Genomic DNA, 26,682 nt, shown 5'->3' with positions numbered 1-26,682 from the left:
AGTGGAGCCTGGACCACAGACCTCGCTCCACTTGAAAATATTTCCTATAGAAAATCATTATGTCCATAATCGCTGCGAACTTGCAAGCTGTCGAAGCGACAATCCAGACTGCCTGCCGCTCTGCCGGAAGGGACAGGAACGAGGTCCGGTTACTGGCCGTTTCCAAGACCTTCCCTGCGCAAGCCGTGGTCGAAGCGATGGCCGTGGGCCAGCGCGCCTTCGGCGAAAACTACCTGCAGGAAGCGCTCGACAAGATGCAGGAAGTGGCGCGCCTGCAACCGGATACCCCCATCGGCTGGCATTTCATCGGTCCGATCCAGAGCAACAAGACGCGCCCGATCGCCGCCCATTTCGATTGGGTGCACACGGTGGAGCGCCTGAAGATCGCCCAGCGCCTGTCCGAACAGCGTCCGGCGCAGCTGGGCGCGCTCGACATCTGCCTGCAGGTGAACATCAGCGGCGAAGCCAGCAAGAGCGGCGCCAGCGAAGCGGAACTGCCGGAGCTGGCGCGCCAGGTGGCCGCCTTGCCGAACCTGCGCCTGCGCGGGCTGATGGCGATCCCGGAAGCGAGCAATGAGCCGGCGCAGCAGCGCGCCGCCTTTGCCCGCCTGCGCGGCCTGTTCGACGATTTGCGCGCCGGCGGCCTGGCGCTCGACACCCTGTCGATGGGCATGTCGGGCGACCTGCCGGCCGCCATCGCGGAAGGCGCGACCATCGTCCGCATCGGCAGCGCCATCTTCGGCGCCCGCCATTACGAGCAATAAAAAAGGAACAGCATGAAGATTGCATTCATCGGCGGCGGCAACATGGCCACCGCCCTGATCGCGGGCCTGGCCGGACAACTCACCGGTGCCGGCAGCCTGCATGTGGTGGACCCGAACCTTGATGCGCTCGCGCGCCTGGCCAGCCAGTACGGCGTGAGCACGGCAGCCGCCATCGACGTGCAGGTGGGAGCGGCCGACGTCGTCGTGCTGGCCGTGAAGCCCCAGCAGATGCGCGAGGTCGCGGTGGCGCTCGAACCCTTGTTGGGCGCCCAGCCGCTGGTGCTGTCGATCGCGGCCGGCATCCGCATCGCCGACCTTTCGCGCTGGCTGGGCGGCTACACCCGCATCGTGCGCGCGATGCCGAACACCCCGGCGCTGATCGCCATGGGCATCACCGGCATGGTGGCCGGGCTGGACGTCGACGAGGCCCAGCGCCAGGCCGCCGACCAGGTGATGCGCGCGGTCGGCCAGACCGTGTGGCTGGAGGACGAGAGCCTGATCGATCCGGTGACGGCAGTGTCGGGCAGCGGCCCGGCCTACGTGTTCTACTTCCTGGAAGCGATGCAGCAGGCGGCGCTGGAAATGGGCCTGGACGCGCAGCAGGGCAGGCAGCTGGCGCTGGCCACCTTCACCGGAGCGGCCCAGCTGGCGGCGCAATCGGGCGACCCGGTCGAGGTGCTGCGCCAGCGCGTGACCTCGAAAGGGGGCACCACGCATGCGGCGATCAGCAGCATGGAAGCGGCGGGGGTGAAGGAAGCGATCGTCGCGGCGATGAAGGCGGCGGCGGATCGCGGGCGCGAGCTCGGGGACGAACTCGGCAAGGATTGACGTAGGGTGGACGGCACAGCCGTCCACCCTACAAAAGCCTCAGTGGACTTCGAAGCCTCGCCAGCGCAGCACAGGCAGCAGCTTCTGCGCGAACTTGTACGCCGAAACGACCGCCGTCACGCTGCCCACCGCCCACTTGGGCTTGGTGAGGAACAGGCCGGCGGCCACGCCGGCCACGATCAGCGCCGTTTTCCGGTGCCTTGCCGCATAGGCCGGGATCAGGCCCAGCGTCTGCGGCGAGGAGAGCATGGCCACTTCCTGCGCCACCAGCGCGCGCTGGTCGGCGCACCTGGCCACCAGCGCCTCGCGGCGCGCGGCCAGGTCCGTTGATTTAGAAGCCATCGGCCGCTCCTCCCTTGAGCGCCTCGGCATCCTTGCGCAGTTCCGCCAGGGTGGCCGGCAGCATCGGCGGGCGCGCGGCCAGGCCGGCGCGCAGCCTGGCCACGGCGAACAGGGTGCCCACGATGAACAGGACCGCCATGCCGCCGACCGCCGCCAGGCGATGGGTGTCCCAGAACAGGACCAGCACGAACAGGATGACCAGGCCCACCGCGAACAGCCCCAGCACCGCGGCCGCGATGGCCCAGGCGAGGTAGCCGAACAGGCGGTGCGCGCCTTCCTGCAGCTCGATGGCGGCCAGCTCGAGGCGCGTGCGCGCCAGGTCGAGCACGTTGGCCGCAATTCGTCCAACCGCCGCCGTGATACTCATCTTAGCGGCGGGCGATCAGCATGCCGATCACGACGCCGACGGCGGCGCCCAGGCCCACGGACTTCCATGGGTTCTCGTGCACGTATTCGTCGGTGACGCGCGCCGCTTCCCTGGTCTTCTCGACCACGGTGTGCTGGTATTCGCCCAGGCTTTCCTTGGCCGCCGACAGGGTCTGCTCGAACTTGGCCTTGGCGGCCTTCAGCTCGTCACCGGTCAGCTGGCCGCCGTTGCGCAGCCAGACTTCCGCGTCCTGGATCACGGTCTTCAGGTCGGACATCAGTTGCTCGCGGGTGCCGGTTTGGGTCGGGATTTTTTCCATCATGGTAGGCCTCGTCAAAGGTGGAATAAATGGGAGTGAATGCATTTTGTGCAATATTACCTGAATGCATAGTCTAGCGCGACACCAATGAACAGTGCGGCGCCAAGCCAATTGTTGTGGCGAAAAGCCTTGAAGCAGGCCATGCGTTCGCGATCGCGGATCAGGGTGTAGTGGTAGAGCGCCATGCAGGCCGCGACCACGACGCCGCCCACGAACCACCAGCGCAGGCCCAGATACCAGCCGCACACCAGGTCGATGGCCAGCGCCGCCCCGTAGCACAGCATGACCGCGGCCACGTCGAAGCGCCCGAAGGTGATGGCCGAGGTGCGCATGCCGATCTTGAGGTCGTCGTCGCGGTCGACCATGGCGTATTCGGTGTCGTAGGCGACGGCCCAGAACACGTTCGCCAGCAGCAGCCACCAGGCCACCGCCGGCACCGTGTCCTGCACGGCGGCCCAGGCCATCGGGATGCCGAAGCCGAACGCGATCCCGAGGTAGGCCTGCGGGATCGCGAAGAAGCGCTTGAAATAAGGGTAGGTCCCAGCCACGATCACGGCCGCCACCGACAGCTGCTTGGTCAACGTGTTCAGCGGCAGGATCAGCAGGAAGGAAAGCAGCGCCAGCACCGCCGCCACCATCAGCGCTTCCCAGGCGCGGATCTTGCCGCTGGTGAGCGGGCGGTCGACGGTGCGCTTGACATGCTTGTCGAAGTCGCGGTCGGCGTAGTCGTTGATGGCGCACCCGCTTGACCGCATCAGGGCGGTGCCGAGCACGAAGATCGCCAGCACGGTCATGTCCGGTACCCCGCCGGATGCCATCCACAAGGCCCACAGGGTGGGCCATAGCAGCAGGAGAATCCCGATCGGCTTGTCGGCACGGATCAGGCGGAAGTAGAGCGCCAGCTTGTTCATGATGTTGCGTCTTGTCGAGTAAGAACTGTTGAGCAGAAGACAGGGATTCTAAAGCCTTTTGGCGAAAGCAGCGGCTGAGCGCGTCCAATCCGGGAAGTTGCCATTTTGTTGTCATTGAGCCGACATTTTTGTTTGTTCTAATGCATCAGCCGCACCTTTCGACCCATCACACATCGGAGAAGCACAGCATGACTGACAAGGACATTTCGCCAGAAGTGAGTTCGCCAACCCGGCGCAATCTGCTCAAGGGACTGGCCGGCTCCACCGCGCTGCCCTTCATCGGCGCCTTTGCCGCACTGCAGGCGCAGCAGGCCATGGCCGCCAATGGCGCCACCACCCTGGTCGACAGCCCCTATGGCCCGATCGCCCCGGTCAGGGACCTGACGACCGGCCTGCCGCTGCTGCAGCTGCCGGCCGGCTTCACCTACAAGAGCTTTGGCTGGCGCGGCGACCTGATGACCGACGGCAAGGCCTGTCCGGGCGGCCATGACGGCATGGGCGTGGTCCTGTCGCGCAAGCTGGGCCGCAGCACGGAATTGGTACTGGTGCGTAACCACGAAATCGGCAGTGCCTCCCCGGGCAACTTCCTGGATGCGCCCGGCGTCTACGACAGCGGCACCGTGAGCAGCGGCACGAGCAACCGCTTCGGTGGCGGCACCACCAACCTGTTGTTCCGCGACGGGAACTGGGTCGGCATGACCCCCAGCCTGGGCGGCACCCAGACCAACTGCGCGGGCGGCATCACTCCCTGGGGCACCTGGCTCAGCTGTGAGGAAGTCGGTTCGGACAATGTCAGCGCCTCCGGCAAGAAACACGGCTATGTGTTCGAAGTCCATGCGGACCCGGCGCTCACCACCGGCCAGCCGATCAAGGGCATGGGCCGCTTCGCGCACGAAGCCGCCGCCGTCGACCCGGTCACCGGCATGGTCTACCAGACCGAGGATTCCTCGGGCAAGTCGGGCTTCTACCGCTACGTCCCGGACATCCGGACCGGCGCCTACGGCTCGCTGGCCCTGGGTGGCGTACTGCAGATGGCCAAGGTCAAGGGCGTCAATAACGTCAACCTCGCCACCATGCCGGTCGACGCCACCGTGGAACTGGAGTGGGTGAACATCGCCGACCCGGACGCCAACCGCGGCGACGCCATCGGGCCGAGCGGCGTGCGCATCCTGAACGCCGCCGGTCCTTTCGTGCAGGGCTGGGTGCAGGGCGCCGCGCGCATGAATCGCGGCGAGGGCATCTGGTACGCGGCCGGCAAGGTGTACGTGATGGACACTGCCGGCGGCGCCGTGTCGCGCGGCACCATCTGGGAACTCGACCTGGCCACGCAGGTGCTCAAGTGCATCTACTCGAGCCCGAGCGCCCTGGTGGGCAACATGGGCGACAACCTGACCGTCAGCCCGCGCAACGCCATCCTGATCTGCGAGGATGCCTCGACCGCCGCTACCGACGCCTTCGGTTTTGGCCAGCGCCTGATGGGCCTGACCGGCGCGGGCGACGCCTATATCTTCGCCAAGAACAACATCAACCTGAGCGAAGCCCAGCTGACAGGCGCCGGCAAGCTGGCCTCGCTCGCGGGCGACCGGCGCGGCAACGAATTCGCCGGCGCCTGCTTCGACCCGACCGGCCGCTACCTGTTCGTCAACATCCAGACCCCGGGCGTCACGTTCGCGATTACCGGTCCGTGGGCCCTGGGTCCTTTGTGAGCGCATTCCAGACCAATCGGAGAACCCCATGAAATTGACTCAACTGTGTGCATTCGCCGGCGCCCTGCTGCTGTCCGGCGCCGCCAACGCCGCCCTCCTGACCGGCAGCGCCGGCGCCAATCCTGTCGAGGATTTCAGCGGGGCGGGCAGCGTGGCCTTCAACCTCGACCTGCGGGACTTCAGCAGCACTACGCTGAACTTCGTGCTGGAAGCCGATGACCTGCAGGGCCCGCTCAGCTTCGATGCGCTGGTGCGCAACCTGGCCGGCGCCGACCTTGGCCGCTTCACTTTCAGCCTGCAGGGCATCCGCTTCGCCGGCGCCGGCAGCGTCACGCCAGCCTTCGGCAGCATCAAGGCGATCGAAGCGGGCGCCACCGCCGCAGTGATCGACTTCGCCACGCCGGAGTACGCCGAGTTCCAGTTCGGCGACGTGTTCGGCGCTACCGGCCAGGCCGACTGGCTGCTCGACACCGCCGGCCTGCAGGCAGGCGACCGCTTCAGCATCACCGCCACCGTGCCGGAACCATCGACCGCCGCGCTGGTGCTGCCGATGCTATGCATGGGTCTGATGGCCGCCGCGCGCCGCCGCAAGAAGGACTGAGTACGCGCCAGGAGTGCAGGGAAGGGCTTGCCGGTACAATCGGTCTCCTGCCGACAAGCTCTTTTTCATCATGCATATCTGGGTCGATGCCGACGCCTGCCCTGGCGTCATCAAGGACATTCTTTTCCGCGTGGCCGAGCGCCTGCAACTGGACGTCACGCTGGTGGCCAACCAGCTGATCCGGGTACCCGGCTCGCGCTTCATCCGCGCCCTGCAGGTGCCGAGCGGCCCGGACGTGGCCGACGCCGAGATCGTCGCGCGCGTGCACCCGGGGGACATCGTCGTCACCGGCGACATCCCGCTGGCGGCGCAGGTGCTGGAAAAGGGCGGCCTGCCGCTCAATCCGCGCGGCGAGTGGTACACCAAGGACACCATCGCCCAGCAACTGACGATGCGGGCCTTCATGGAAGAGCTGCGCGGCAGCGGCGTCGACACCGGCGGGCCGGCGGCCTTCAGCCAGGCCGACAGCCGCAATTTCGCGAATGCGCTGGACCGGCAACTGGCCCGCTCACACACCCGTAGGGCGGGCGGCTCCACTCCTACGACTTGACCATCCGCGCCACTGCTGCCGCCCACGCGTTCAGCTCCCTCTTGAGCAGACGCGCCGGCTGTTCGTATTGTGCTTGAACGCGTGGGCGGCTCCACCATGCTGGCTGATCCAGCCATCAGGTATAGCCGCCCACCCTACAAAAGCGATAGCGCTCCGGTCAGGCGGCCGCTTCGAGCGCCACCATGTCCACGCCGGGCAGCTTGCACTCGCCCACCGCCGCCGCCACCGCGTCGATCGCCGCGCGGCGCGTGAAGCTCTTGCGCCAGAGGATGACGACCCGGCGCGAGGGTGCCGGATGGGAGAAGGGCACGTAGGTCAGCAGGCCGTTGGGGTCGTGCATGTCGGCCACCGAGGCGCGCGGCAGCACGGTCAGGCCGATGCCGCTCGCCACCATGTGGCGGATGGTCTCCAGCGACGAGCCTTCGAAGGTGCGCTGCATGCCGTTGCCGGGAGACGAATAGCGCGCCATCTCCGGGCACACTTCCAGTACCTGGTCGCGGAAGCAGTGGCCCGCGCCCAGCAGCAGCATGGTTTCCAGCTTCAGGTCGTCGGCCGGGATTTCCTTGCGCTTGGCCCAGGGGTGCGAGCGCGGCATCGCCACCACGAAGGGCTCGTCGTACAGGGTCTGCATCGACATGCCGTGGTCGGGCAGGGGCAGGGCCACGATGGCGGCATCGAGCTCGCCCTGGCGCAGCAGTTCGAGCAGCTTGTGGGTGTAGTTCTCCTGAAGCACCAGCGGCATCTGCGGCACGGTGTCGATCAGCTTCTTGACCAGCGGCGGCAGCAGGTAGGGGCCGATGGTGTAGATCACCCCCAGGCGCAGCGGCCCGGCCAGCGGGTCCTTGTTCTGTTTCGCCAGTTCCTTGATGGCGGCGGTCTGCTCCAGCACGCGTTCGGCCTGGGCCACGATCTGCGCGCCCAGCGGCGTGACGGAGACTTCGGAGCCGCCGCGCTCGAACAGCGTCACCCCCAGTTCGTCCTCGAGCTTCTTGATGGCGACGGAGAGGGTGGGCTGGGCGACGAAGCAGGCTTCGGCGGCATGGCCGAAGTGCTTGGCGCGCGCCACGGCAACGATGTATTTCAGCTCGGTCAGTGTCATAGGTTTTTTCCACGATGTCACGGCTGGTATGCCGTTTATCCTGACACAATGTTGGCATTTAGTCAGCCAGGATTTCATCACCCCCTCATCATAGTCGATATAATTGCCGGGCAGGATTTCCGCCTGCGTTTACGCGAGGTACCCATGTCGTCGACCTTCGGCCCGGCGGAAGCCCAGGCCTACATCCACAAGCTGCTGACGGTGATGCACCACCAGGGCGGCTCCGACCTGTTCATCTCCAGCGATTTCCCGCCCAGCATGAAGCACCAGGGCGCCATGAAGCCCCTGAGCCAGCAGCGCCTGTCCGGCGAGGTCACGCGTGCGCTCGCCCTGTCCTTGATGAACGAGCGCCAGCGCGCGGAATTCGAGGCCGAGATGGAGTGCAACTTCGCGATCTCGCTCCCTGGCGTGTGCCGCTTCCGCGTCAACGTCTTCGTGCAGCAGCAGAGCGTGGGCATGGTGGTGCGCACCATCGCCTCCGAGATTCCGAACTTCGAGAAGCTCGACCTGCCCGAGGTGTTGAAGGACGTCGTGATGACCAAGCGCGGCCTGGTGCTGGTGGTCGGCGGCACCGGTTCCGGCAAGTCCACCACGCTGGCGGCGATGATCGACTACCGCAACAGCCACTCGCACGGCCACATCATCACCGTGGAAGACCCGGTCGAGTACGTCCACAAGAACAAGCATTGCCTGGTCACGCACCGCGAGGTGGGGGTGGATACGCATTCCTGGCACAACGCCCTGAAGAACACGCTGCGCCAGGCGCCGGACGTGATCCTGATCGGCGAGATCCGCGACACCGAGACCATGGAGCACGCGATCGCCTTCGCCGAGACCGGCCACCTGTGCCTGGGCACCCTGCACGCGAACAACGCCAACCAGACCCTGGACCGCATCATCAACTTCTTCCCGGAAGAGCGCCGCAACCAGCTCCTGATGGACCTGTCGTCCAATTTGCGCGCGGTGGTCTCGCAGCGCCTGATCCGCACGGAAGACGGCAAGGGCCGCAAGGCGGCCATCGAGATCCTGCTGAACACCCCGACCATCGGCGAGATGATCCTGAAGGGGAACTTCCAGAACATCAAGGAGATCATGCACAAGTCGCGCGAGCTCGGCATGTGCACCTTCGACCAGGCCTTGTACGAGTTGTACAACAAGGGCTACATCGGCTACGACGAAGCGATCCGCAATGCCGACTCGGCCAACGGCCTGCGCCTGCAGATCAAGCTCTCGGGCGAGCGCAAGGGGCCGGACGGCGGCGGGGGCAAGGCCACCGAGCTGTCGATGGCGATCGAGGAAGAACCGGAAGACGACGCACCTGCCACAACCTGAATTTTGTAGAAACCATGCCAGCATTCGAAAACAAGATCTGCACGCGCGCCGAACTGGCGCAGCGACTCTCCCAGTTGCCCAAGCCGGTGGTGCTGACCAACGGCGTGTTCGACATCCTGCACCGCGGCCACGTGACCTACCTGGCGCAGGCGCGCGAACTGGGCGCGTCGCTGGTGGTCGCGGCCAACACCGACGCATCCGTGAAACGCCTGGGCAAGGGCGACGACCGCCCGCACAATACGCTGGCCGACCGCATGGCGGTGCTGGCGGCGCTGGAATCGGTGAGCCTGGTGGTGGACTTCGACGAGGACACCGCGCTCGAGGTGGTGCTGGAAAGCCGCCCGGACATCTATGCCAAGGGCGGCGACTACGACATGACCCAGATCCCGGAAGGGCAGGCGGTGCTTGGCTACGGCGGGCGCGCGGTGGCGATCGATTTCGAGCACGACCGCTCGACCACCAAGCTGGTGGCCAAGATCCGGGGCTGAATACCCCATTGCCGCATCCGGATGTGGAGGAAGAGATGAAGGAAGCGCCATGCTGATCGCCCAAGTCACCGACCTGCACCTGCACGCGGATCCCGGACATCCGAACCTGGCGCGCTTCACGCGCGTGCTCGACCACCTGCTCTCGCTCCAGCCGCGGCCCGATCTGCTGGTGCTGAGCGGCGACCTGGCCGACGACGGCGCGCTGGAGAGCTACCGGCATCTGGAGGGCGCGCTGGCGCGCTGGCCGCATCCCGTGCGGTTCGCGCTGGGCAACCACGACAGCCGGGCGCACTTTCGCGCCGTGTTCGGCGAAGGGCAGGTCGCCGGCGGTTTCGTGCAGGGACGCGACCGGTTCGATTCCTTGCAGGTGCTGGTCCTGGACACCCTGGAAGAAGGCCGCCACGGCGGCGCCTTCTGCGAGGCGCGCGCCGACTGGCTGCGCCAGGCCGTGCGCGACAGCCGGGACGCGCCGCTGCTGGTCTTCCTGCACCATCCTCCCGTCGACGTCGGCATCGCCTGGATCGACCCCGGGCCGCGGCAGGACTGGATCGCCCGCCTCGACGACGCGCTGCAAGGGGCGCAGGTCGCGGCCATCTGCACCGGCCACGTGCACCTCGGCGGCGTGTTTTGCTGGCGCGGGCGGCAGGTCGTGACCTGCCCGTCCTCGTCCTCGGACCTGAGCCTGGGTTTCGCGCCGATGCCGGCCGGGCAGCCGGATGGCCGGCCGCTGGTGGAGCAGGGCGAGCCGGCTTTTGCCCTGCACCGCTGGCAGGACGGCGCGCTGGCGACGATCTTCGGCCGCTGCCCGCAGCGCCTGCTGGCGCGCTGGGATGCGGCCACGCAGCCCATGGTGGCGGCCATGCAGGCCGAAAAAAACCTTCCCTAGGCGCCAATGGCGTTCAGTTAGCGTATGAACGTCATTCCGGCGAAGGCCGGAATCCAAGTTGTGCGTACGCTATCGAAGCGCTTGCCTTGGGCTCCGGCCTTCGCCGGAGCGACATTTTTTCTGTTAACTGACCGGCATTACCCCTAGGTGCGCCTGTCGCTCTCGATGCGGCCGTCCACCAGGGTGATGGTGCGGTCGCATTGCTCCGACAGGCGCGGATCGTGCGTCACCAAGAGCACCGCGCAGCCGAACTCCCGGTTGAAGCGACGGAACAGCTGGAACACTTCGGCGGCGGATTTGCTGTCGAGGTTGCCGGTCGGTTCGTCCGCCAGCAGCAGGGCCGGGCGGGTGACCAGGGCGCGCGCCACGGCCACGCGCTGCTGCTGGCCGCCCGAGAGCTGGTCGGGCTTGCGCGCTTCCATGCCCGCCAGCCCCACCTCGGCCAGCAGGGCGCGCGCGTGATCGGCTTGCGCGCGGGTTGGCTTGCCGCTCACGGCCATCAGGGGCATCAGGACGTTCTCCAGCGCGGTGAAGGCCTGGATCAGGTGGTGGAACTGGAACACGAAGCCGATCGTGCCGCCGCGCAGGGCGGTGCGGCGGGCGTCGTCCATGGCGCTGGTCGGCTCGCCGAGCAGGAGCAGCTCGCCCGCCGTGGGCCGGTCCAGCAGGCCGATCAGGTTGAGCAGCGTGCTCTTGCCGGACCCCGAGGCGCCCACCAGGGCGGCGAAGTCGCGCCGCTCCAGGCGCAGGTCGATACCGTGCAGCACCTCGACCTCGGTCGGCTTGCCGACGTTGTAGCTCTTGCGCAGGCCGTCCAGGCGCAGCACTTCCTGGCCGGCGTCGTGCCGGGAATCGGGTTCAGACATGGCGAATCGCCTCCACCGGATCGAGGGCCGCCGCGCGCCGCGCCGGCACCGCCGCCGACACGATCCCGGTCACCGTCGCCAGCGCCGCCGCGCCCGCCAGCAGCGCGGGATCGAGCGGGATGGTGAACAGCTTCGGCCCGAAGGTGTTGAACGCGCCCACCAGGGCGTAGCCGGCGGCGCCGCCCAGCAGCGAACCGGCCAGTCCGAGCAGCGCGCCCTGCACCAGGAACACGCGCAGCATCTGCCCGCGCGTGATGCCCATCGCGCGCAGGATCCCGATCTCGCGGGTGCGCTGCACCACGCTGACCGACAACACGCTGGCGATGCCGAGGGCCACGCTCAGGGCCACGAAGGTGCTGATCATCCGCGTCGACAGGCTCTGCGAGCGCAGCGCGTTCATCAGTTGCGCATTGGTCTCCATCCAGCTCTCCACCTTCAGGCCGGTCAGGCGGGCGGTGCGCGCGGCGATCTCGCGCGCCGCGAAGATGTCGTCCACCGTCAGGTCGATCACGGTGGCGGCGCCCGGCAGGTCGAGCAGCGACTGGGCCTGCTTCATGTCCAGGTAGACGTAGCGCGCATCCAGCTCGCGCACGCCCAGTTCGAAGATGCCGGCCACGTTCACCACGCTCTCGCGCCCCTGGCCGCCGTCCAGCCGCAGCTTGTCGCCGACCCGCATGCCGAGGTCCTTGGCCAGCTGGCTGCCGATCACGGCGTCGCCCGCGCCGATGCGAAAGGCGCCTGCCACGATGTCGTCCTGGATCGGGATGATGCGCTGGTAGCGCGGTGGGTCGATGCCCACCAGCGCCACCGACTGCAAGGCATCGCCGCGCCGCGCGAAGGCCGGTCCCGAGATCAGGGGCGAGACCGCCGTGATGCGCGGCAGGGTATCGAGCACGTCGCGCACCTCCTGCCAGTTGTTGATCGAGCGCAGGCGCTGGGCGCGCTTGCTCTCCAGTACCAGCTGGGTGGTGCCGGCGGCCGGCGCCAGCACCTGGTTGTGCTCTTCGGTGGGCTGGACCTTGATGTGGGCCTGGGTCCCCAGGGTACGGTCGATGATGTTGGCCTGCAGCCCGTTGATCAGGGCGGTCAGGAACACGATCACGGCGACGCCGACGCCGATCCCCACCAGGATCAGGATGCTCTGCGCCCTGCCTTCGCGCAGGAAGCGGGTGGCGATGGTCCACTCGAGCCACATGGATCAGTCCAGTTTGGCCGGCAGTTCCCTGCGGGTGGACGCGTCGGCCGGCATCGCGGCCTGCGCCAGCCGTACCCGGTCGCCGGCCTGCAGGGTGGCGGGCGGATCGGCCAGCACCCAGTCGCCGGCGCGCAGGCCGGCCGTGACCTCGGTCTGGACCAGACCGCGCAGGCCGAGCTGGACGCGGCGCCGCTCGGCCCGGCCATCCGCCACCACCCAGGCCTCGGCTTGCCGGCCCTGCACGGCAAGCAGGGCGTCGTTCGGGACCACGATGGCGCGCGCGCGCCGGCCGGTTTCCACGTTCACCGAGACGGTCATGTCCTGGCGCAGGAAGGCCGGCGCCGGATGCACCGCAAGGCGCAGGTCCACGGTGCCGCGCTGGGGATCGACGGCGGGGGCGATGAAATCGACCCGCGCCCCGAAGGGCTGCAGGGGATAGGCGTCGGCGACGCAGGCGGCCTCCTGGCCGACGGCCAGCACTTCGAGGTTCTTCTCGTCCACCGGCACCAGGATCTCGGTGTCGCCCACGCGCGCGATCTCGAACAGGATGCGGCCCGGCTGCACCAGGTCGCCCGGCTCGGCGTTGCGGGTCAGGACGGTGCCGGCGACTTCGGCGCGGATGGTGGTCTTGGCCAGCTGGGCCCTGGCATTGGCGAGCCGCGCGCGCGCCGCCAGTTCGCCGGGATTGCCCGGCACCAGCGCGCGCGCCGCCAGGCGCGCCTGCTCGGCCGCGATGCGGGCCACGGTTTCGGCCTGCGCCGCCTGTTCCATGGCTTCGCGCGTGATCATCTGGCGCTGGAACAGGTCGCGCCGGCGCGCCGCTTCGCGGCTGGCCTGGGCCAGCCGCGCCTCGGCTTCGCGCAGGCTGGCCTGGGCCTGCGGCCGGGTCGACTGCTGCAGCTGGGCCAGCTCCGCCTCGGCTTCGCGTACCGCCGCCTCGAGGTCGTCGGCGCGCAGGATCGCCAGCACGTCGCCCGGACGCACCGCGTCGCCTTCGCGCACGCGCCGTTCGAGTACCACCGCGGTCACCGAACTGCCGACCTGGGCGCGCGAGACCGCCGCCACCCGGCCGGTAGCGACCACGGTCTGCACCATCGGCCGCTCGCGCAACTGGTAGGCGGCCAGCGCCGGGCCGCGCGTGACGTGGAACAGCCACCAGGCCAGCGCAGCCAGGACCAGGGCGAAAGCAATGACGAGCAGTCGGCGTCGTTTCACGGCATTCTTTTTATTGGAATTGATGAACTTCATTCTAAACGAAGGAGCGCGGGGCAGGAGCCTGCAGCTCGTCGGCAAGCCCGGTATAGACAAGCGATGTCCCTTCGCTGACCCGGTTTCGTATGAAGTTTTAAGCGTGCGTCGCGTGTATGAACCTATATTTAATGTCAGAGCACCGTAATGAACCGCTTACATATACAAATCGCCATGATGTATCACTTCACCGGAGAGTCGACATGACACTGCAAGGTTTCCTCAAATACGGGCTGGTGGTCGTTGCCTTCGCGGGCATCCTGGCCGGATGCGGCAGCAGCGACGACGACGACATGGCGCCGGTGGCGATGCAGAAGAACATCTCCGAGGTCGCGCGCGAGCAGGGCTTTACCGCGTTGCTAGCGGCGTCCAGCAAGGCCGGCATCGCCACCACGCTGGCCGACCCGAACGCCCAACTGACCGTGTTTGCGCCGACCGACCGTGCATTCGGCGACCTGGCCACCCGGCTCGGCTTCGCCAGCGCGACGGCGATGGTCGAGGCGCTGCCCGCCAGCGCCTTGCAGAACATCCTGAACTACCACGTGCTTACCAGCCGCAAGGCTTCCGGCGACCTGGCCGCGGGCGGCGCCACCCAGCAGACCGCCTATACCTATGCGGGCGCGCCGAGCCGCCTGAACTTCGACTTCGGCAGCGGCGTGAAGATCACCGACGCCGCCCTGACCAGCGCCACCGTCACCACCCCGAACGTCGGCGCCAGCAACGGCGTGATCCACGTGGTCGACAAGGTGCTGGTGCCGCCCGGCGTGCTGAACATCGTGCAGATGGCCCAGGCCAATCCGGTATTCAGCTCGCTCGTCAATGCCGTGGTCGCGAGCAACCTGCAGGGCACGCTCGCCGGCGCCGGCCCCTTCACGGTGTTCGCGCCGACGGATGCCGCCTTCGCCGCCGCGCCGCAAGGCTTGACTGCGGCCCAGCTGCGCACCGTCCTGACTTATCACGTGGTGGCCGGCCAGGTGCTCTCCACGCAGCTTCCCTTCGGCGCGCCGGTGGCGACAGTGGCCGGACAGAACATCGTGATCTCGGCCGGCACCCCGCCGACCATCCGCGACAGCACCGCGGTCCCGGCCCGCATCACGGCGGTCGACGTCAGGGCCAGCAATGGCGTGATCCACGTGGTCGACAAGGTCTTGATCCCTTCCTTGTGAGCGCCGCATCCGGCGCGGCGCCGTGCGCCCGGCGTCCCGCCATCCGTGGCAAGATGCCGCATACCGACACGGATAAAAGGCATCGATGCGCATCCTGCTGGCCGAAGACGACAGCTCGCTCGGCGACACCATCCAGGCCTGGCTGCGGCTCGACGGGCACGCGGTCGACTGGGTGCGCCGCGGCGACTCGGCGCGCACCGCGCTGGCGACCCACCACTACGACTGCGTGCTGCTCGACCGCGGGCTGCCCGGCATCCCGGGCGACGCGCTGCTGGCGGGCCTGCGCGCGGCCGGCGACACCGTACCGGTCATCCTGATCACCGCCTTCAATGCGTTGTCCGACCGGGTCGAGGGCCTGGACCTCGGCGCCGACGACTACCTGGTCAAGCCCTTCGAACTGGAGGAGATGTCGGCGCGCATCCGGGCGGCGGTACGGCGCGGCGCCAGCCAGGCCAGCAACCGGCTGGCGCACGCCGGCATCGCGCTCGACCTGGAAACCCGCCAGGCCAGCCTGCACGGCCACCCCGTGGCGCTGACGGCGCGCGAATACCACGTGCTGCTCGCGCTCCTGCAGCGCAGGAACGGCATCGTCACCCGCGCCCAGATCGAGGAAAGCCTGTACGGCTGGGGCGAGGAAGTCGAGAGCAATGCCATCGAGGTCTACATCCACAACCTGCGCAAGAAATTCGGCAGCGACAGCATCGTCACCGTGCGCGGGCTCGGCTACCGGCTGAAGGAAGAAGGGCAGAGCGGCCATGCCTGAGGCGGCGCGCGCCTGGTCGCTGCGGCGGCGCCTCTTGGCCGCCATCCTTGCCGCCAGCACGGTGCTGTGGCTGGCCGGCCTCGGGACCCTAACAGCCATCGCCTGGCAGGAGACCGGCGAGGTGTTCGACGATGCGCTCGAAGAATCGGCCTATATGCTGATGGCCGCCACCACCGACCTCGATGCGCGCGGCCTGCTGGCGCCCTTGCCGCCGATGGAGGGGGGCGGGGTGCGCCGGGTCGACATGCAATACCAGGTGGTGGCCGGCGGCCATGTGCTCCAGCGCAGCGCCGGCGCCCCGGCGCGTCCTTTCGTGGACGGCTTCGACGCCGAACACGGTTTTGCCGACCTGCGGGTGGAGGGCGAATCCTGGCGCGTCTTCGTGGTGCGCGACGAGGCGCGCCGCTTCGAGGTGCAGGTCGGCCAGCGCGCCGGCAAGCGCTTCGAGATCCTGGAAGACCTGGCCGAAGCTCTGTGGCTGCCGGCGCTCGGCATCCTGTTGCTGCTGGCGCTGGTGTGCTGGTGGCTGACCGGGCGCGTGCTGGCGCCGCTGCGCCGTACCGCCGCCAGCATCGCCGCCAAGACCCCGGGCGACCTGACCCCCGTCGCGCTCGACGGCCAGCCGCGCGAACTGCTGCCGATCGTGGGCGCCCTGAACGAGGTGCTGGGGCGCCTGGACCAGGCCCTGCAGGCCGAGCGGCGCTTCACGGCCGACGCGGCCCACGAACTGCGCACGCCGCTGGCGGGCCTGCACATGCACGTGCAACTGCTGCAGCGCCAGCATCCCGGCCTGGCGGACTCTTTCCACAAGCTGCGCCAGGACGTCAAGCGCCTGACCGCGCTGGTCGACAGCCTGCTGGCCCTGGCGCGCCTCGATCCGCTGGCGCGCGCCCAGCTGGCGAGCCAGCCGGTGGCGCTGCAGCCGCTGTTCGACAGCCTGCAGGCCGAGTTCGCGGCCGCGGCGGCGCGGCGTGGCATCACGCTGCATTTCCAAGGCAGCATCGCAGCGGTCGGCGCCGACCCGCAGATGCTGGAGATCGTGCTGCGCAACCTGGTCGGCAACGCGCTGCGCTATTGCCCCGCCGGGAGCCGCATCGAGGTCGAGGCGCTGCGCGATGCGGGACGCGACCGGATTGCCGTGCGCGACGACGGCCCCGGTGTCGATGCGGCCAGCTTGCGGCGCCTGGGCGAGCGCTTCTTCCGGGTGCTCGGCCAGGAAGAGGGCGGCAACGGGCTTGGCCTGTCGATCGTGCGGCGCATCGCCGAGCTGCACGGTATCAATCTCGCCTTCGGGCCGGGCATCGGTGGACGCGGGCTCGGGGTGACGCTCGACTGGCCGGCGGCGCCTCCCTGGCATCCTTAAGATCGGTTTAATGTCCGGCCGGTGTAATGCCCCTGTGTCCCATTTTTATTATCCAGACCAGGAGCCAACATGAAACGCATTGTCCAGATTTCCGCCGTCACAACCCTCTTGGCCGCATCGGCCTTTGCCATCGGCCAGCCGGCCGGCTATACGGGACCGTCCGTCAAGCAGGCCGCGCCGTCCGGCTATACCGGCCCGTCGAGCGTTCCGCTGATGACCGCCAAGGCCCTGCTCGACAAGGGCAAGGACGACCAGCATGCGCGCCTGCAGGGCAAGCTGCTCAGCCACAAGGGCGGGGACGATTACGAATTCGCCGACGCCAGCGGCAAGATCACCGTCGAGATCGAGCCCGAGCTGTTCCCGGCGGGCGTGAGCATCGACCAGAACACCGTGGTCGAGCTCACCGGCGAATTCGACAAGGAGACCTTCGGCGAGTCGAGCTTCGAGGTCAAGCAGATGAAGGTCGCTGGGAAGTAAGCCTTTCCGGGCCCGTGCCGATGTCGGCGCCCCCGCGGTCCGGCGTCGCCGGCGCTTCCGGCGCCGCCTCGGCCCGGGCCAGCCGGATTTCCGGATTGCCCAGGTGGACGGTCTGTGTCGGATAGGCGAAGCCGATGCCCTCCTGCTCGAAGCGCTCGAACAGGGCGATATTGATGGCCTGCTGCACATCCATGTAGACGCCGTAGTCCGCGGTCTGCACGATGTATACCACCTCGAAGTCGAGCGAGGAGGCGCCGTAGGCCTTGAAGTGCGCGCGGTCGAACTTCGCCTGCGCCTGCGCCTGCACTGCCTCGCGCAAGATGCCCGGGATCGCCAGCAGCTGCTGCTTGCTGATCTCGTAGACGACGCCGATGCTGAACACGATGCGGCGTGTCTGCATCCGCTTGTAGTTGCGGATCCGGCTGCTCAGCATGTCGCTGTTGGAGAACACGATCTGCTCGCCGCCGAGGCCGCGGATGCGGGTGGTCTTCAGGCCGACGTATTCGACGGTACCGGACAGGTCGTCCACGCTGATGAAGTCGCCGACGACGAAAGGCTTGTCGAGCACGATCGACAGCGACGAGAACAGGTCTCCCAGGATGTTCTGCATGGCCAGGGCGACGGCGACGCCGCCGATGCCGAGGCTGGCCACCAGGGTCGTGATGTTGACGCCGAAGTTGTCGAGGATCATCAGGATGATCACGGCCCAGATGAAGGTGCGCGCCACGAAGCCGAGCGCGGCGGTCGAGGTGGTGGCGGCGGCATCCTGCTCGTTGCGACGGGTGCGGTAGAGTTGCAGCCAGCCGTGCACGCCGACGTCGCCCCAGCGCGCCATCTGCAGCAGCAGGGCGGTCACTACCAGGTGCGACAGCAGGGTGACCGTCTTGTCGGGCAGCGTGAGCCAGTGCGAGCCGACATACAAGCCGACCGCGAGCATGAATAGCGGATGGGTGGCAGCCAGGACGCGCCCCGCAAGGTCGTCGACCCAGGTGCTGGTATGGGCGGCAAAGGCCTCGATGCGGCGTACCAGTGTCACGCGGGCCGCGTGCAGCACGAGATATACGGCAGTGGCGATGCCGAAGGCAACTGCCCAGGTGAGCAAGTCATTGTTCCAAAACAGGTAATCCATTGCCTTCCTTGTTCGGTCTTCACCGCATCAGGCTGCCACGGGCGCTGGCAATGTGACGCACGGCTCGGCTTGCCGGATTCTTCAGTGCAACAGTGTGAACTCATTGGCACAAATATAGCTTCCTTCATGTAAATGAAGGATGATTTCCACAAATGCATTTTTTCGGTAGAAACACGCTGGTATGATCCCGGCTTGCCGGGCGCCGGGCGCGCCCACCAGGAACACACCATGAGCGAAACCGAAAAATTCTTTGCACCTCAAAGCGAGGGGCCCATTACCAACCGTTTCAGCCTGCTGCTCGACAAGGCCGACGACGACGTCATCGATTCGAGCCTGCGTTCCGGCATCGAGTTGCGCGGAGCGACGCCCTGGATCCTGATGTTCGCGATTTTGGTCGCCTCGATCGGCTTGAACATCAATTCGCCGGCCGTGATCATCGGCGCCATGCTGATCTCGCCGCTGATGGGGCCGATCGTGGGGATCGGCTACGGCATCGGCATCTACGATTTCGCGCTGATCCGCCGTTCGCTTGCCAATCTCGGCATCGCCGCCGCCATCAGTCTGGCGACCTCGACCCTGTACTTCCTCCTCACCCCGCTCGAAGAGGCGCAGTCGGAACTGCTGGCGCGCACCACGCCGACCCTATGGGACGTCCTGATCGCGCTGGCCGGCGGCCTGGCCGGCATCATCGGCATGACCCGGCGCGAGAAGTCGAACGTGATTCCGGGCGTGGCGATCGCCACCGCCCTGATGCCGCCGCTGTGCACGGCCGGCTACGGCCTCGCCAACGGCAACTGGGCGGTGTTCGGGGGAGCGTTCTACCTGTTCTCGATCAACTGCGTGTTCATCGCCGTCTCGACCGTGATCGTCATCGAATACCTGCGCCTGCCGCATCGCAAGTTCGTGGACCAGACAGTCGAACGGCGCGTCAAGCGCACCCTGCTCACGGTGGTGCTGTTGACCGCGCTGCCCAGCATCTACCTGGCGATCCAGCTGGTCGACAACGAAGTGTTCGGCCACCGCGCGCGCGCCTTCGTGCGCGAGGAATTCAGCGGTGGCGCCTCGCACGTGGTCGACACGCAGCTCAGTCCGGTGCAGCGGCGCATCGAGCTGACCCTGATCGGCGCCCGCATGCCGCAAGCGGCGATCGCCGCCATCGAGAAGAAGCTGCCGCAGGCCGGCCTGGAAGGCACTACCCTCATAGTGAACCAGGCCGAGGACAGCCGCGTCGACGTCGGCGTGCTCAAGGCCGACATCCTGGCCGAGATCTACCGCGACACCCAGCAGGGCCTGCGCGAGCGCGACGCCACCATCGCCCAGCTGCGCGAAGAGCTGGCCAGGCGCACTACCGAGCGCAATGCCTGGCGCGAGACTGCGGCCGACATCGGCGCCGAGTTTGTCGCCCAGTATCCGGCCTGTAAGGACCTCTTGATGGGCGTCGCCCTGGTTCCCGGGCAGGAGGGCAAGCCTGCGAGCGAGGTGCCGACCCTGACCGCCCGCTGCACGCGCGCACTGGCGCCCGCCGATGTCCAGCGCGCCCAGGCCTGGCTGGTGGCGCGCACCAAGGCGGCGGGCGCGCAGCTGGTGCTGGTACCGCCGGCGCGCCGGCGCTGATCAGCGTTTCCTCTTCCCGCCGCTGGCGAACAGCTCGATGTTCTTGGTCGGGCCCGACACGATCAGGAGGTCGGCCGGCAGGATGCGGGTCTCCGGCTGGGCGTGCTGGAAATCCTCGTTGGCGCGCTTGACGCCGACCACCGTGACGCCATGGCGGGTGCGCACCTGCGACTCGGCCAGGACCTGGTGGTGGGTGTCGGGCGGGGCGTGGATCTTGGCGATGGCGAAGCCGTCCTCGAATTCGATGAAGTCCATCATGCGTCCGGTGATCAGGTGGGCCACGCGCGCGCCCATGTCCGCTTCCGGGAAGATCACGTGATGGGCGCCGATGCGCTGGGCGATCTGGCCGTGGTCCGGCGTCTGCGCCTTGACCCAGATGTCCTTGATGCCGAGCTCGGTCAGCACCATCAGCGTCATCAGGCTGGCCGCGAGGTCCGAGCCGATCGCCACGATGGCGTGCGAAAAGTCGGCCACGCCCAGCTGCAACATGGTGCTCTCGTTGGTGGAGTCGGCCTGCACCGCATGGGTCAGGCGGTCGCCCCAGAACTGCACCAGGTCCTCGCGCTGGTCGATGCCCATGACGTCGTGCCCCAGGCGCATCAGGGACTGGGCCACGGCGCCGCCGAAGCGCCCGAGGCCGATGACGACGACGCTGTCGCTCGCCGAGAAGGCGAACTGCTCTGTAAAAATCCTACCCAACAATTGGATGTTCCTCCGGATAACGATAAGGCATGCGCCGTTCGCCCAGCACGAGCGAGGTGGCGAGCGTGATGGTGCCGACCCGGCCGATGAACATCAGCACGGCGAGCAGGAGCTGGCCGGCCGGCGGCAGCTCGTGGGTGATGCCGGTCGACAGTCCCGCGCTGCCGAAGGCGGCGATCACCTCGAAGATGATCTGGTCGGTGGGGAAGTGCGTGATGCGCAGCAGGATCACCGTGCCCAACGCGACGATGATGCTGCCCAGCACCAGCACCGTGATCGCCTGGCGCTGGGCCGAGGCGCCGACCCGGCGCCCGAAGGCTTCGGTATCGGTGTGTCCTTTCGCTTCGGCGATCACCAGCAGGGCCAGGATGGCGATGGTGCCGACCTTGACGCCGCCCGCGGTGCCGCCGCTGCCGCCGCCGATGAACATCAGGAAGTAGTGCACGGCCCAGGTTTCGGGCGTGAGGGCGCCGATGTCCACCGTATTGAAACCGGCGGTGCGGGCCGCGACCGACATGAACATGCTGTTCAATAGTTTATCGAAGAGAGACAATGGGCCGATGGTGCGCACATTGTTCCACTCCAGGATAACAATCGACAGGAAGCCGCCCAGCAGCAGGATGAGCGAGCCGGTCAGCGTCAATTTGGTGTGCAGCGACCAGTGGCGCGGGTCGCGCCAGCGGTGGCGCAGGTCGTGCAGCACGGGAAAGCCGATGCCGCCGATGACGATGGCGATCATGATCGGCCCCAGCACCAGGGCATCGCCGGCGTAGCGCATCAGGCTGTCCGCATGGGTCGAGAAGCCGGCATTGTTGAACGCCGATGCGGCGTGGAACAGCCCGCCCCAGGCGGCATCGGCCCAAGCGAGGCCGTGCCCGAAGTGCAGCCTGAGCATGAGGACCGCGAACAGCAGCAACTGGCAGATGAGGGCGACCTTGAACACGATCCTGGCCACGCTGGTGATGTCCCCGAGGCCGAGCAGGCGCGTTTCGGTCTGCGTCATCATGCGGGTGCGTAAGCGCGGCGAACGGTTGACCATCAGCCCGAGCAGGGTGGCGGCGGTCATCAGGCCGAATCCGCCGAGCTGGAACAGGAACATGATGATGGCCTGCCCGAAGCCGGACCAGTAGGTGCCTGTGTCGACGATGGCCATGCCGGTCACGCATACCGCCGAGACCGAAGTGAACAGGGCGACCAGGGGCGGCGTCGCCAGGCCGTCGGCGCGCGCCGCCGGCAGCATGAGCAGCAGCGTGCCGGCCACGATGGCCAGCAGGAAGCCCAGGGCGACCGCCCGTGCGGGATGGATCAGTGTCTTCATGCGCGCATCCGTTCGGGCGCGCGGGGGAGGGCGGTGTCGTGTCGAAATTCCATGGGTGTCGGGGGCTTGACCGCTTGTCGCCGGTACTCATTGCCTTTAATCACCCGAACCCTAACACATCGAGCGGGGGTGGTGCCGCGAAAACCGCCGGCTAGCGCCGGCGCCGCGCGCGCCAGCCCAGGCCGAGCAGGCCGGCGGCCAGCATCGCCCAGGTCGATGGTTCCGGCGCCTGGGACATCATGGTCAGGCGGGTGTCGCTGGTCCAGTACAGGTGGCGCTCCTGGGTCATGCCCGGGTTGAATTCGTAGGCATAGTGCTGGTCGCCGGTGGTGATCAGGCGCCCGCCGCCGACCCAGCCTTCCGGATCCTGGCCGTAGCTGCCGACGCTGAAATGCAGGCCGGCATCCCGGGAGAAGGAAAAACTGGTCGCGCCGCACTGGTAATACGGGTTGCTGGCGGCGGCGCAGGCAATGTAGTCGAGTTCGCCGACGACCAAGGCCAGCAGTTCGTCTTTCTCCAGTAGGCCATTGCTGTCCAGATCATGGCCCTTGAACGAGCCGGAGATGACTTCCTCGGGCAGGAAGCTGTTCGACACGCTGTCGTAGAAACCGCTGAAGGAAAAGCCCCAGGAAATGGTGTCGCCGGGAGCGGCGTGGGCGACGTCCGCGTACGCGGCGGTGCAGCACAACAGCAGGGCGCCGGTGGAAACTAACTTCTTCATGTAAAACCTCGAGCAAAAACAGGGGGCGCCGATCAACAACGCCACGTACTCAGCCTACTCCTGTTCGCCGGATACTGTCGCGCTACATTGTAGATATTTCCACATTGTGTCGTAGCTTCGCGACAGTCGGTAACATTGCTGCAAGGAATGCTCGAGGCAGGCCCTCATGCGCCGCCGGCGTAGCCGTTCTGGCGCCAGGCCTCGTAGACGACTACCGCCACCGTGTTGGACAGGTTGAGGCTGCGGTTGTCCGGCATCATCGGCAGGCGGATGCGCTGGGCCGGCGGGAAGCTTTCGCGCAGGGCCGGGTCGAGGCCGCGCGACTCGGCGCCGAACACGAACACGTCGCCCGGCAGGAAGCCGGCCTCGGCGAAGGGCGAGGAGCCGTGGGTGGTCAGCGCGAACATGCGCGCCGGGTCCGGCCGCGCATTGGCCAGGAACGCGTCCCAGTTCTTGTGCACCTTCATGCTCGCGTAGTCGTGGTAGTCCAGGCCGGCGCGGCGCATCTTGGCATCGTCGAGCGGGAAGCCGAGCGGCTCGATCAGGTGCAGCTGGACGCCGGTGTTGGCGCACAGGCGGATGACGTTGCCGGTATTCGGCGGAATTTCTGGTTCGACCAGGACGACGTGAAACAAAACAAGTTCTCCTTCAATCAGTGGGGTGGCGTGCGCGCGAACACCAGGTTGGTGACGCGTGCCGCACCGGCGCGCTTGAGCACGCCGGCCAGTTCATCGAGTGTGTGGCCGCTGGTCATGACGTCGTCGACCACGCCGACATGCATGCCTTCCAGGCTCGGCCGGCCATCGGCCAGGGCGAAGGCGCCGCGCACGTTGCGGCGCCGCTCGCCCGGCGCCACCCCCGACTGCGCGGCCGTTTCCAGCTGCCGCTCCAGCAGGCGCGGCGCCAGCGCAATGCCGAGGCTGGCGGACAGCGGCCGCGCCAGCTCGAGCGCCTGGTTGTAGCCGCGCTCGGCCAGGCGGCGCGGCCCCAGCGGCACCGGGCACAGCAGCTCCGGCAGGGCGTGCAAGTCCGGTCCGCGCGCCAGCACGGCGCCGCGCAGCCGCCCCGCCATCCAGGACGCCAGCGCCAGTCGGCCGGCGAACTTCAGCTGCAGCACCAGGCGGTCGACCGGCGCGGCATAGTCGCAGGCCGCCACGGTGGCGTCGAACGCCGGCGGATCGGCAAGGCAGGCGCCGCAGCGGCGCGCGCCGTCCCCGCTTGCGACCGGGTTGGCGCAGCAGGGGCAGCGCGTGTGGACGTCGCGCGCATGGGCCGCGGTACAGGCCGGGCAGACCGCTTCCCGTCCCAGGCCGCCGCACAGCACGCAGCTGGACGGCAACAAGGCCTGGAGCAAGCCCGGCAGCAGGGAGCGGAAAAGCAGGGGCATCTACTCGAATCCCCGGGAGCATGTACACTCCGCCATTATCTCACCAAGTTATCGCAGCGAGCGCTTCACCACCATGGCTTCACCTCAACCTTCCCGCATGAGCGCGCCGATCGACCTGGCGCGCGTCCGTTCCCTGTTCGCCCAGCCCGGCCGCGTCCAGGCATCGAGCTTCCTGCGCCGCGAGATCGCCGCGCGCATGCACGAGCGCCTGCAGCTCGTGAAGATCGCGCCCAGGCAGGTGCTCGACGCCGGCTGCGGCGAAGGCAGCGACCTGGCCCTGCTGCAGAAGACCTATCCGGCCGCCCAGATACTCGGCATCGACGCCGCGCCCGCCATGACCACGGCCGCCAGGGCGCCCGCGCCGGCCACCCGCTCGCTGAACCAGATGCTTAGCCGTTTGCTGCCGGCCAAGGCCGGCGTGGACATCGTCTGCGGCGACTTCGGCAATCTGCCTTTCGGGACGAACTCGCTCGATCTGCTGTGGTCGAACCTGGCGCTGCACTGGCATCCGCAGCCGGACCGCGTGTTCGCGGAATGGCGGCGCGTGTTGCGGGTGGACGGGCTCCTGATGTTCTCGAATTTTGGTCCGGACACCTTCGTCGAACTGCGCAGCGCCTTTGCCGCCATGGACGAAACGCCGCACACGCTGCCTTTCGTCGACATGCACGACTTCGGCGACCAACTCGTGGAGGCGGGGTTTTCCACCCCGGTCATGGACATGGAGCGCATCACGGTCACCTACGACGACGTCCCGGCCTTGCTGGCCGACGTGCGCGCCTTCGGCGGCAATCCGCTCGACACGCGCCGGCGCGGCCTGATCGGGCGGGCCGCATGGGGGCGCATGCGCGATGCCTTCGAGGCCCAGCGTCGCCCGGGCGGCAAGCTCGGCCTCACTTTCGAAGTCATCTATGGACACGCTTTCCTTCCGGCCCCGCGCACCACTGCGGCAGGGGAGGCGATCGTGCGTTTCCAGCCACGCAAGCCTTAATAACCTACAGCAAGAATAGCGCCCGATTTTCCTTGAATAAAAATTACTGATTTGATTATAATCAGTAGCTATTTTTGTCGTCCGGACGAGGAAAACGCTGAAAAAAGCAGCAGTCCCGGCGCAAAAATAGAAATACAACGAGAAATGAATTGCAGCATTAGCAGAGCCGTTGATGGCCGGTAGCACGAAGCGACCAGTCCCCAGCGTGTAGGTTCCCACCGATTCCGCAGCGCAATTTCGCGGTACTGGTATGAACCGTTCTGCGAAATACGTTTCGGAGCGGCGCCAGTTCGTTCATGGAGCTGTCGACCGTTAAAAAATATTTTTATTTTGGGTGGTTGGGGACAACATGACATACGCATCGCGACTTGGGGCCTGGATGTTCGGCCTCGCAGCAACGGCCGGCATCCCAGCATGGGCGGCACCGGAAATCACGGGCCGGCCGGTGGAACACCAGTTGAACATGCAGCCCCCCGTGACCGGCGTCGGCGCCGACATCTACGACCTGCACAACTGGATGATGATCGTCTGCCTGGTGATTTTCGTCGGCGTGTTCGGTGTCATGTTCTATTCGGTGTTCAAGCACCGCAAGTCGCTCGGCCACAAGCCCGCCACCTTCCACGAATCGACCGCCGTCGAGATCGCCTGGACCATCGTTCCCTTCCTGATCGTCATCGGCATGGCCCTGCCGGCCACCAAGACCGTGGTCGCGCTGAAGGACACCTCGAACGCCGACATCACCATCAAGGCCACCGGCATGCAGTGGAAGTGGGGCTATGACTACCTGAACGGCGAAGGCGCCGGCATTTCCTTCCTGTCCAACCTGGCCACCCCGCGCGCCCAGATCGGCCTGCCGGGCCAGCCGGCAACCGAGAAGAAAGGCGAGAACTACCTGCTGGAAGTGGACAACGAGATGGTGGTCCCGGTCGGCAAGAAGATCCGCATGGTGTTCACCGCCAACGACGTGATCCACGCCTGGACCATCCCGGCCTTCGCCATCAAGCAGGACGCGATTCCCGGCTTCGTGCGCGACGGCTGGTTCAAGGCCGACAAGATCGGCGTCTACCGCGGCAACTGCGTCGAGCTGTGCGGCAAGGACCACGCCTTCATGCCGATCGTGGTGCGCGTGGTGTCCGCCGAGGACTACACCGCCTGGGTCGCCGGCGAGAAGAAGCGCATGGCCGCCCTGGCCGACGACCCGAACAAGGTCTGGACCATCGACGAGCTGAAGACCCGCGGCGAGCAGGTCTACAACGCCAACTGCGTGGCCTGCCACCAGGCCAATGGCAAGGGCGTGCCGAACGCGTTTGCCCCGCTCGACGGCTCGCCGAACGTGCTCGGCGCCAAGGTGCACCAGATCGACATCCTGCTCAACGGCCAGGACACCCCGGCCTACCCGTCGGCGATGCCGGCCTGGAAGCAGCTGTCCGACACCGAGATCGCCGCCGTGATCACCTATACCCGCAATACCTGGTCGAACAAGGCTGCGGAAAACATCGTGCAACCGGCCGAAGTGCTGGCTGCACGCGGCAAGTGATTTAGCTATCTAAGC

Annotated in this window: 29 protein-coding genes; 15 read left to right on the top strand and 14 right to left on the bottom strand. The window is 67.2% G+C overall.

Going from position 1 to position 26,682, the window contains the following annotated elements:
• Window positions 1–59: 59 nt before the first annotated feature.
• Window positions 60–764, top strand: coding sequence for a YggS family pyridoxal phosphate-dependent enzyme (locus tag ACK4S9_RS00775; RefSeq protein ID WP_409720303.1), 705 nt, complete (start codon window positions 60–62; stop codon window positions 762–764).
• 12 nt (window positions 765–776) lie between these two features.
• The gene (proC, locus tag ACK4S9_RS00770; protein ID WP_409720301.1) at window positions 777–1,592 is read left to right on the top strand and encodes a pyrroline-5-carboxylate reductase; all 816 of its coding nucleotides are present in this window, start codon (window positions 777–779) and stop codon (window positions 1,590–1,592) included.
• Between the two features lie 39 nt (window positions 1,593–1,631).
• Here the strand turns inward: proC and ACK4S9_RS00765 are convergent, their stop codons facing one another.
• Genes ACK4S9_RS00765 through ubiA form a run of 4 tightly spaced genes read right to left on the bottom strand, consistent with a single transcriptional unit; the run spans window position 1,632 to window position 3,531 of the window.
• Window positions 1,632–1,934: a hypothetical protein gene (locus tag ACK4S9_RS00765; RefSeq protein WP_409720299.1), complete on the bottom strand. Its 303-nt coding sequence runs from the start codon at window positions 1,932–1,934 to the stop codon at window positions 1,632–1,634.
• Window positions 1,924–2,301 (bottom strand): phage holin family protein, encoded by a 378-nt coding sequence (locus ACK4S9_RS00760; RefSeq protein ID WP_409720297.1) that lies wholly within the window; start codon window positions 2,299–2,301, stop codon window positions 1,924–1,926. Before ACK4S9_RS00760 ends, ACK4S9_RS00765 begins: the two co-directional genes overlap by 11 nt.
• Before the next feature lies 1 nt (window position 2,302).
• Window positions 2,303–2,623, bottom strand: a complete 321-nt coding sequence (locus tag ACK4S9_RS00755) for a YqjD family protein (protein WP_409720295.1) — start codon at window positions 2,621–2,623, stop codon at window positions 2,303–2,305.
• 53 nt (window positions 2,624–2,676) lie between these two features.
• On the bottom strand, window positions 2,677–3,531 hold the full coding sequence (gene ubiA, locus ACK4S9_RS00750) for a 4-hydroxybenzoate octaprenyltransferase (protein ID WP_409720293.1): 855 nt from the start codon (window positions 3,529–3,531) through the stop codon (window positions 2,677–2,679).
• 188 nt (window positions 3,532–3,719) lie between these two features.
• On the opposite strand from ubiA, the gene ACK4S9_RS00745 reads away from it, so the two are divergent.
• The 3 genes from ACK4S9_RS00745 to ACK4S9_RS00735 all read left to right on the top strand — a co-directional run bounded on the left by ACK4S9_RS00745 (window position 3,720) and on the right by ACK4S9_RS00735 (window position 6,388).
• Entirely contained in the window at window positions 3,720–5,237 is a 1,518-nt protein-coding gene (locus ACK4S9_RS00745; protein WP_409720291.1) for a PhoX family protein, read from the top strand.
• Window positions 5,238–5,265: 28 nt separating this feature from the next.
• On the top strand, window positions 5,266–5,838 hold the full coding sequence (locus tag ACK4S9_RS00740; protein WP_409720289.1) for a PEP-CTERM sorting domain-containing protein: 573 nt from the start codon (window positions 5,266–5,268) through the stop codon (window positions 5,836–5,838).
• 70 nt (window positions 5,839–5,908) lie between these two features.
• Window positions 5,909–6,388 (top strand): YaiI/YqxD family protein, encoded by a 480-nt coding sequence (locus tag ACK4S9_RS00735; protein ID WP_409720287.1) that lies wholly within the window; start codon window positions 5,909–5,911, stop codon window positions 6,386–6,388.
• A 157-nt stretch (window positions 6,389–6,545) separates the two neighbouring features.
• Here the strand turns inward: ACK4S9_RS00735 and ACK4S9_RS00730 are convergent, their stop codons facing one another.
• Window positions 6,546–7,487, bottom strand: coding sequence for a hydrogen peroxide-inducible genes activator (locus tag ACK4S9_RS00730; protein WP_409720285.1), 942 nt, complete (start codon window positions 7,485–7,487; stop codon window positions 6,546–6,548).
• 144 nt (window positions 7,488–7,631) lie between these two features.
• Between ACK4S9_RS00730 and ACK4S9_RS00725 the strand changes: the two genes are divergently transcribed.
• Genes ACK4S9_RS00725 through ACK4S9_RS00715 form a run of 3 tightly spaced genes read left to right on the top strand, consistent with a single transcriptional unit; the run spans window position 7,632 to window position 10,193 of the window.
• Window positions 7,632–8,819, top strand: a complete 1,188-nt coding sequence (locus tag ACK4S9_RS00725; protein ID WP_409720283.1) for a PilT/PilU family type 4a pilus ATPase — start codon at window positions 7,632–7,634, stop codon at window positions 8,817–8,819.
• A gap of 14 nt (window positions 8,820–8,833) precedes the next feature.
• Complete coding sequence (locus ACK4S9_RS00720; protein WP_409720281.1) at window positions 8,834–9,307, top strand: adenylyltransferase/cytidyltransferase family protein; 474 nt, start codon at window positions 8,834–8,836, stop codon at window positions 9,305–9,307.
• A 49-nt stretch (window positions 9,308–9,356) separates the two neighbouring features.
• Complete coding sequence (locus ACK4S9_RS00715) at window positions 9,357–10,193, top strand: metallophosphoesterase (protein WP_409720279.1); 837 nt, start codon at window positions 9,357–9,359, stop codon at window positions 10,191–10,193.
• A gap of 143 nt (window positions 10,194–10,336) precedes the next feature.
• Here ACK4S9_RS00715 and ACK4S9_RS00710 read toward each other — a convergent pair whose 3' ends face one another.
• The 3 genes from ACK4S9_RS00710 to ACK4S9_RS00700 are packed head-to-tail and all read right to left on the bottom strand — an operon-like array spanning window position 10,337 to window position 13,469.
• Window positions 10,337–11,059: an ABC transporter ATP-binding protein gene (locus tag ACK4S9_RS00710; RefSeq protein WP_409720277.1), complete on the bottom strand. Its 723-nt coding sequence runs from the start codon at window positions 11,057–11,059 to the stop codon at window positions 10,337–10,339.
• Window positions 11,052–12,254, bottom strand: a complete 1,203-nt coding sequence (locus ACK4S9_RS00705) for an ABC transporter permease (protein WP_409720275.1) — start codon at window positions 12,252–12,254, stop codon at window positions 11,052–11,054. Before ACK4S9_RS00705 ends, ACK4S9_RS00710 begins: the two co-directional genes overlap by 8 nt.
• A gap of 3 nt (window positions 12,255–12,257) precedes the next feature.
• Window positions 12,258–13,469 (bottom strand): efflux RND transporter periplasmic adaptor subunit, encoded by a 1,212-nt coding sequence (locus tag ACK4S9_RS00700; protein ID WP_409720273.1) that lies wholly within the window; start codon window positions 13,467–13,469, stop codon window positions 12,258–12,260.
• A 236-nt stretch (window positions 13,470–13,705) separates the two neighbouring features.
• Here ACK4S9_RS00700 and ACK4S9_RS00695 point away from each other — a divergent pair, with 236 nt between their 5' ends.
• The 4 genes from ACK4S9_RS00695 to ACK4S9_RS00680 all read left to right on the top strand — a co-directional run bounded on the left by ACK4S9_RS00695 (window position 13,706) and on the right by ACK4S9_RS00680 (window position 17,271).
• Complete coding sequence (locus ACK4S9_RS00695; protein ID WP_409720271.1) at window positions 13,706–14,668, top strand: fasciclin domain-containing protein; 963 nt, start codon at window positions 13,706–13,708, stop codon at window positions 14,666–14,668.
• Between the two features lie 85 nt (window positions 14,669–14,753).
• A complete protein-coding gene (locus ACK4S9_RS00690) occupies window positions 14,754–15,431 on the top strand; it encodes a response regulator transcription factor (RefSeq protein WP_409720269.1) in 678 nt (225 codons plus the stop codon).
• Window positions 15,424–16,794 (top strand): ATP-binding protein, encoded by a 1,371-nt coding sequence (locus tag ACK4S9_RS00685; RefSeq protein ID WP_409720267.1) that lies wholly within the window; start codon window positions 15,424–15,426, stop codon window positions 16,792–16,794. Before ACK4S9_RS00690 ends, ACK4S9_RS00685 begins: the two co-directional genes overlap by 8 nt.
• A 69-nt stretch (window positions 16,795–16,863) precedes the next feature.
• Entirely contained in the window at window positions 16,864–17,271 is a 408-nt protein-coding gene (locus tag ACK4S9_RS00680) for a YgiW/YdeI family stress tolerance OB fold protein (RefSeq protein ID WP_409720265.1), read from the top strand.
• Here ACK4S9_RS00680 and ACK4S9_RS00675 read toward each other — a convergent pair.
• Window positions 17,243–18,400: a mechanosensitive ion channel family protein gene (locus tag ACK4S9_RS00675; RefSeq protein ID WP_409720263.1), complete on the bottom strand. Its 1,158-nt coding sequence runs from the start codon at window positions 18,398–18,400 to the stop codon at window positions 17,243–17,245. The genes ACK4S9_RS00680 and ACK4S9_RS00675 overlap by 29 nt on opposite strands.
• A 228-nt stretch (window positions 18,401–18,628) precedes the next feature.
• Between ACK4S9_RS00675 and ACK4S9_RS00670 the strand changes: the two genes are divergently transcribed.
• Window positions 18,629–20,014, top strand: a complete 1,386-nt coding sequence (locus tag ACK4S9_RS00670; protein ID WP_409720261.1) for a DUF389 domain-containing protein — start codon at window positions 18,629–18,631, stop codon at window positions 20,012–20,014.
• Here ACK4S9_RS00670 and ACK4S9_RS00665 read toward each other — a convergent pair whose 3' ends face one another.
• The 5 genes from ACK4S9_RS00665 to ACK4S9_RS00645 all read right to left on the bottom strand — a co-directional run bounded on the left by ACK4S9_RS00665 (window position 20,015) and on the right by ACK4S9_RS00645 (window position 24,142).
• The gene (locus ACK4S9_RS00665) at window positions 20,015–20,716 is read right to left on the bottom strand and encodes a potassium channel family protein (RefSeq protein WP_409720259.1); all 702 of its coding nucleotides are present in this window, start codon (window positions 20,714–20,716) and stop codon (window positions 20,015–20,017) included.
• Window positions 20,706–22,034, bottom strand: coding sequence for a TrkH family potassium uptake protein (locus ACK4S9_RS00660; protein WP_409720257.1), 1,329 nt, complete (start codon window positions 22,032–22,034; stop codon window positions 20,706–20,708). The genes ACK4S9_RS00665 and ACK4S9_RS00660 overlap by 11 nt, the downstream gene beginning before the upstream one ends.
• 151 nt (window positions 22,035–22,185) lie before the next feature.
• Window positions 22,186–22,755 (bottom strand): PEP-CTERM sorting domain-containing protein, encoded by a 570-nt coding sequence (locus ACK4S9_RS00655; RefSeq protein WP_409720255.1) that lies wholly within the window; start codon window positions 22,753–22,755, stop codon window positions 22,186–22,188.
• A 164-nt stretch (window positions 22,756–22,919) separates the two neighbouring features.
• Complete coding sequence (trmL, locus tag ACK4S9_RS00650) at window positions 22,920–23,390, bottom strand: tRNA (uridine(34)/cytosine(34)/5-carboxymethylaminomethyluridine(34)-2'-O)-methyltransferase TrmL (protein ID WP_409720253.1); 471 nt, start codon at window positions 23,388–23,390, stop codon at window positions 22,920–22,922.
• Between the two features lie 17 nt (window positions 23,391–23,407).
• A complete protein-coding gene (locus ACK4S9_RS00645; protein ID WP_409720251.1) occupies window positions 23,408–24,142 on the bottom strand; it encodes a double zinc ribbon domain-containing protein in 735 nt (244 codons plus the stop codon).
• A gap of 97 nt (window positions 24,143–24,239) precedes the next feature.
• Between ACK4S9_RS00645 and ACK4S9_RS00640 the strand changes: the two genes are divergently transcribed.
• Window positions 24,240–25,130: a methyltransferase domain-containing protein gene (locus ACK4S9_RS00640; protein WP_409720249.1), complete on the top strand. Its 891-nt coding sequence runs from the start codon at window positions 24,240–24,242 to the stop codon at window positions 25,128–25,130.
• Between the two features lie 349 nt (window positions 25,131–25,479).
• Window positions 25,480–26,667 (top strand): cytochrome c oxidase subunit II, encoded by a 1,188-nt coding sequence (gene coxB, locus ACK4S9_RS00635; RefSeq protein WP_409720247.1) that lies wholly within the window; start codon window positions 25,480–25,482, stop codon window positions 26,665–26,667.
• Window positions 26,668–26,682: the final 15 nt, after the last annotated feature.

The sequence above is a fragment of the Massilia sp. genome, assembly GCF_046293535.1.
Taxonomy (GTDB): domain Bacteria; phylum Pseudomonadota; class Gammaproteobacteria; order Burkholderiales; family Burkholderiaceae_D; genus Telluria.
Note: the sequence above shows the minus strand (reverse complement) of the source record. Positions and strands in the feature narration are given on the sequence as shown.

Excerpts from the sequence above, each read along its gene's own strand:
- ACK4S9_RS00675 (WP_409720263.1), bottom strand. The coding sequence starts at position 18,400 with ATGGATTACCTGTTTTGGAACAATGACTTGCTCACCTGGGCAGTTGCC.
- coxB (WP_409720247.1), top strand. The coding sequence starts at position 25,480 with ATGACATACGCATCGCGACTTGGGGCCTGGATGTTCGGCCTCGCAGCA.
- ACK4S9_RS00655 (WP_409720255.1), bottom strand. The coding sequence starts at position 22,755 with ATGAAGAAGTTAGTTTCCACCGGCGCCCTGCTGTTGTGCTGCACCGCC.
- ACK4S9_RS00645 (WP_409720251.1), bottom strand. The coding sequence starts at position 24,142 with ATGCCCCTGCTTTTCCGCTCCCTGCTGCCGGGCTTGCTCCAGGCCTTG.
- ACK4S9_RS00640 (WP_409720249.1), top strand. The coding sequence starts at position 24,240 with ATGAGCGCGCCGATCGACCTGGCGCGCGTCCGTTCCCTGTTCGCCCAG.
- ACK4S9_RS00720 (WP_409720281.1), top strand. The coding sequence starts at position 8,834 with ATGCCAGCATTCGAAAACAAGATCTGCACGCGCGCCGAACTGGCGCAG.
- ACK4S9_RS00735 (WP_409720287.1), top strand. The coding sequence starts at position 5,909 with ATGCATATCTGGGTCGATGCCGACGCCTGCCCTGGCGTCATCAAGGAC.
- ACK4S9_RS00775 (WP_409720303.1), top strand. The coding sequence starts at position 60 with ATGTCCATAATCGCTGCGAACTTGCAAGCTGTCGAAGCGACAATCCAG.
- ACK4S9_RS00730 (WP_409720285.1), bottom strand. The coding sequence starts at position 7,487 with ATGACACTGACCGAGCTGAAATACATCGTTGCCGTGGCGCGCGCCAAG.
- ACK4S9_RS00725 (WP_409720283.1), top strand. The coding sequence starts at position 7,632 with ATGTCGTCGACCTTCGGCCCGGCGGAAGCCCAGGCCTACATCCACAAG.
- ACK4S9_RS00715 (WP_409720279.1), top strand. The coding sequence starts at position 9,357 with ATGCTGATCGCCCAAGTCACCGACCTGCACCTGCACGCGGATCCCGGA.
- ACK4S9_RS00670 (WP_409720261.1), top strand. The coding sequence starts at position 18,629 with ATGAGCGAAACCGAAAAATTCTTTGCACCTCAAAGCGAGGGGCCCATT.
- ACK4S9_RS00760 (WP_409720297.1), bottom strand. The coding sequence starts at position 2,301 with ATGAGTATCACGGCGGCGGTTGGACGAATTGCGGCCAACGTGCTCGAC.
- ACK4S9_RS00765 (WP_409720299.1), bottom strand. The coding sequence starts at position 1,934 with ATGGCTTCTAAATCAACGGACCTGGCCGCGCGCCGCGAGGCGCTGGTG.
- ACK4S9_RS00745 (WP_409720291.1), top strand. The coding sequence starts at position 3,720 with ATGACTGACAAGGACATTTCGCCAGAAGTGAGTTCGCCAACCCGGCGC.
- ubiA (WP_409720293.1), bottom strand. The coding sequence starts at position 3,531 with ATGAACAAGCTGGCGCTCTACTTCCGCCTGATCCGTGCCGACAAGCCG.
- ACK4S9_RS00690 (WP_409720269.1), top strand. The coding sequence starts at position 14,754 with ATGCGCATCCTGCTGGCCGAAGACGACAGCTCGCTCGGCGACACCATC.
- ACK4S9_RS00680 (WP_409720265.1), top strand. The coding sequence starts at position 16,864 with ATGAAACGCATTGTCCAGATTTCCGCCGTCACAACCCTCTTGGCCGCA.
- ACK4S9_RS00755 (WP_409720295.1), bottom strand. The coding sequence starts at position 2,623 with ATGATGGAAAAAATCCCGACCCAAACCGGCACCCGCGAGCAACTGATG.
- proC (WP_409720301.1), top strand. The coding sequence starts at position 777 with ATGAAGATTGCATTCATCGGCGGCGGCAACATGGCCACCGCCCTGATC.
- ACK4S9_RS00710 (WP_409720277.1), bottom strand. The coding sequence starts at position 11,059 with ATGTCTGAACCCGATTCCCGGCACGACGCCGGCCAGGAAGTGCTGCGC.
- ACK4S9_RS00660 (WP_409720257.1), bottom strand. The coding sequence starts at position 22,034 with ATGAAGACACTGATCCATCCCGCACGGGCGGTCGCCCTGGGCTTCCTG.
- ACK4S9_RS00740 (WP_409720289.1), top strand. The coding sequence starts at position 5,266 with ATGAAATTGACTCAACTGTGTGCATTCGCCGGCGCCCTGCTGCTGTCC.
- ACK4S9_RS00705 (WP_409720275.1), bottom strand. The coding sequence starts at position 12,254 with ATGTGGCTCGAGTGGACCATCGCCACCCGCTTCCTGCGCGAAGGCAGG.
- ACK4S9_RS00695 (WP_409720271.1), top strand. The coding sequence starts at position 13,706 with ATGACACTGCAAGGTTTCCTCAAATACGGGCTGGTGGTCGTTGCCTTC.
- ACK4S9_RS00685 (WP_409720267.1), top strand. The coding sequence starts at position 15,424 with ATGCCTGAGGCGGCGCGCGCCTGGTCGCTGCGGCGGCGCCTCTTGGCC.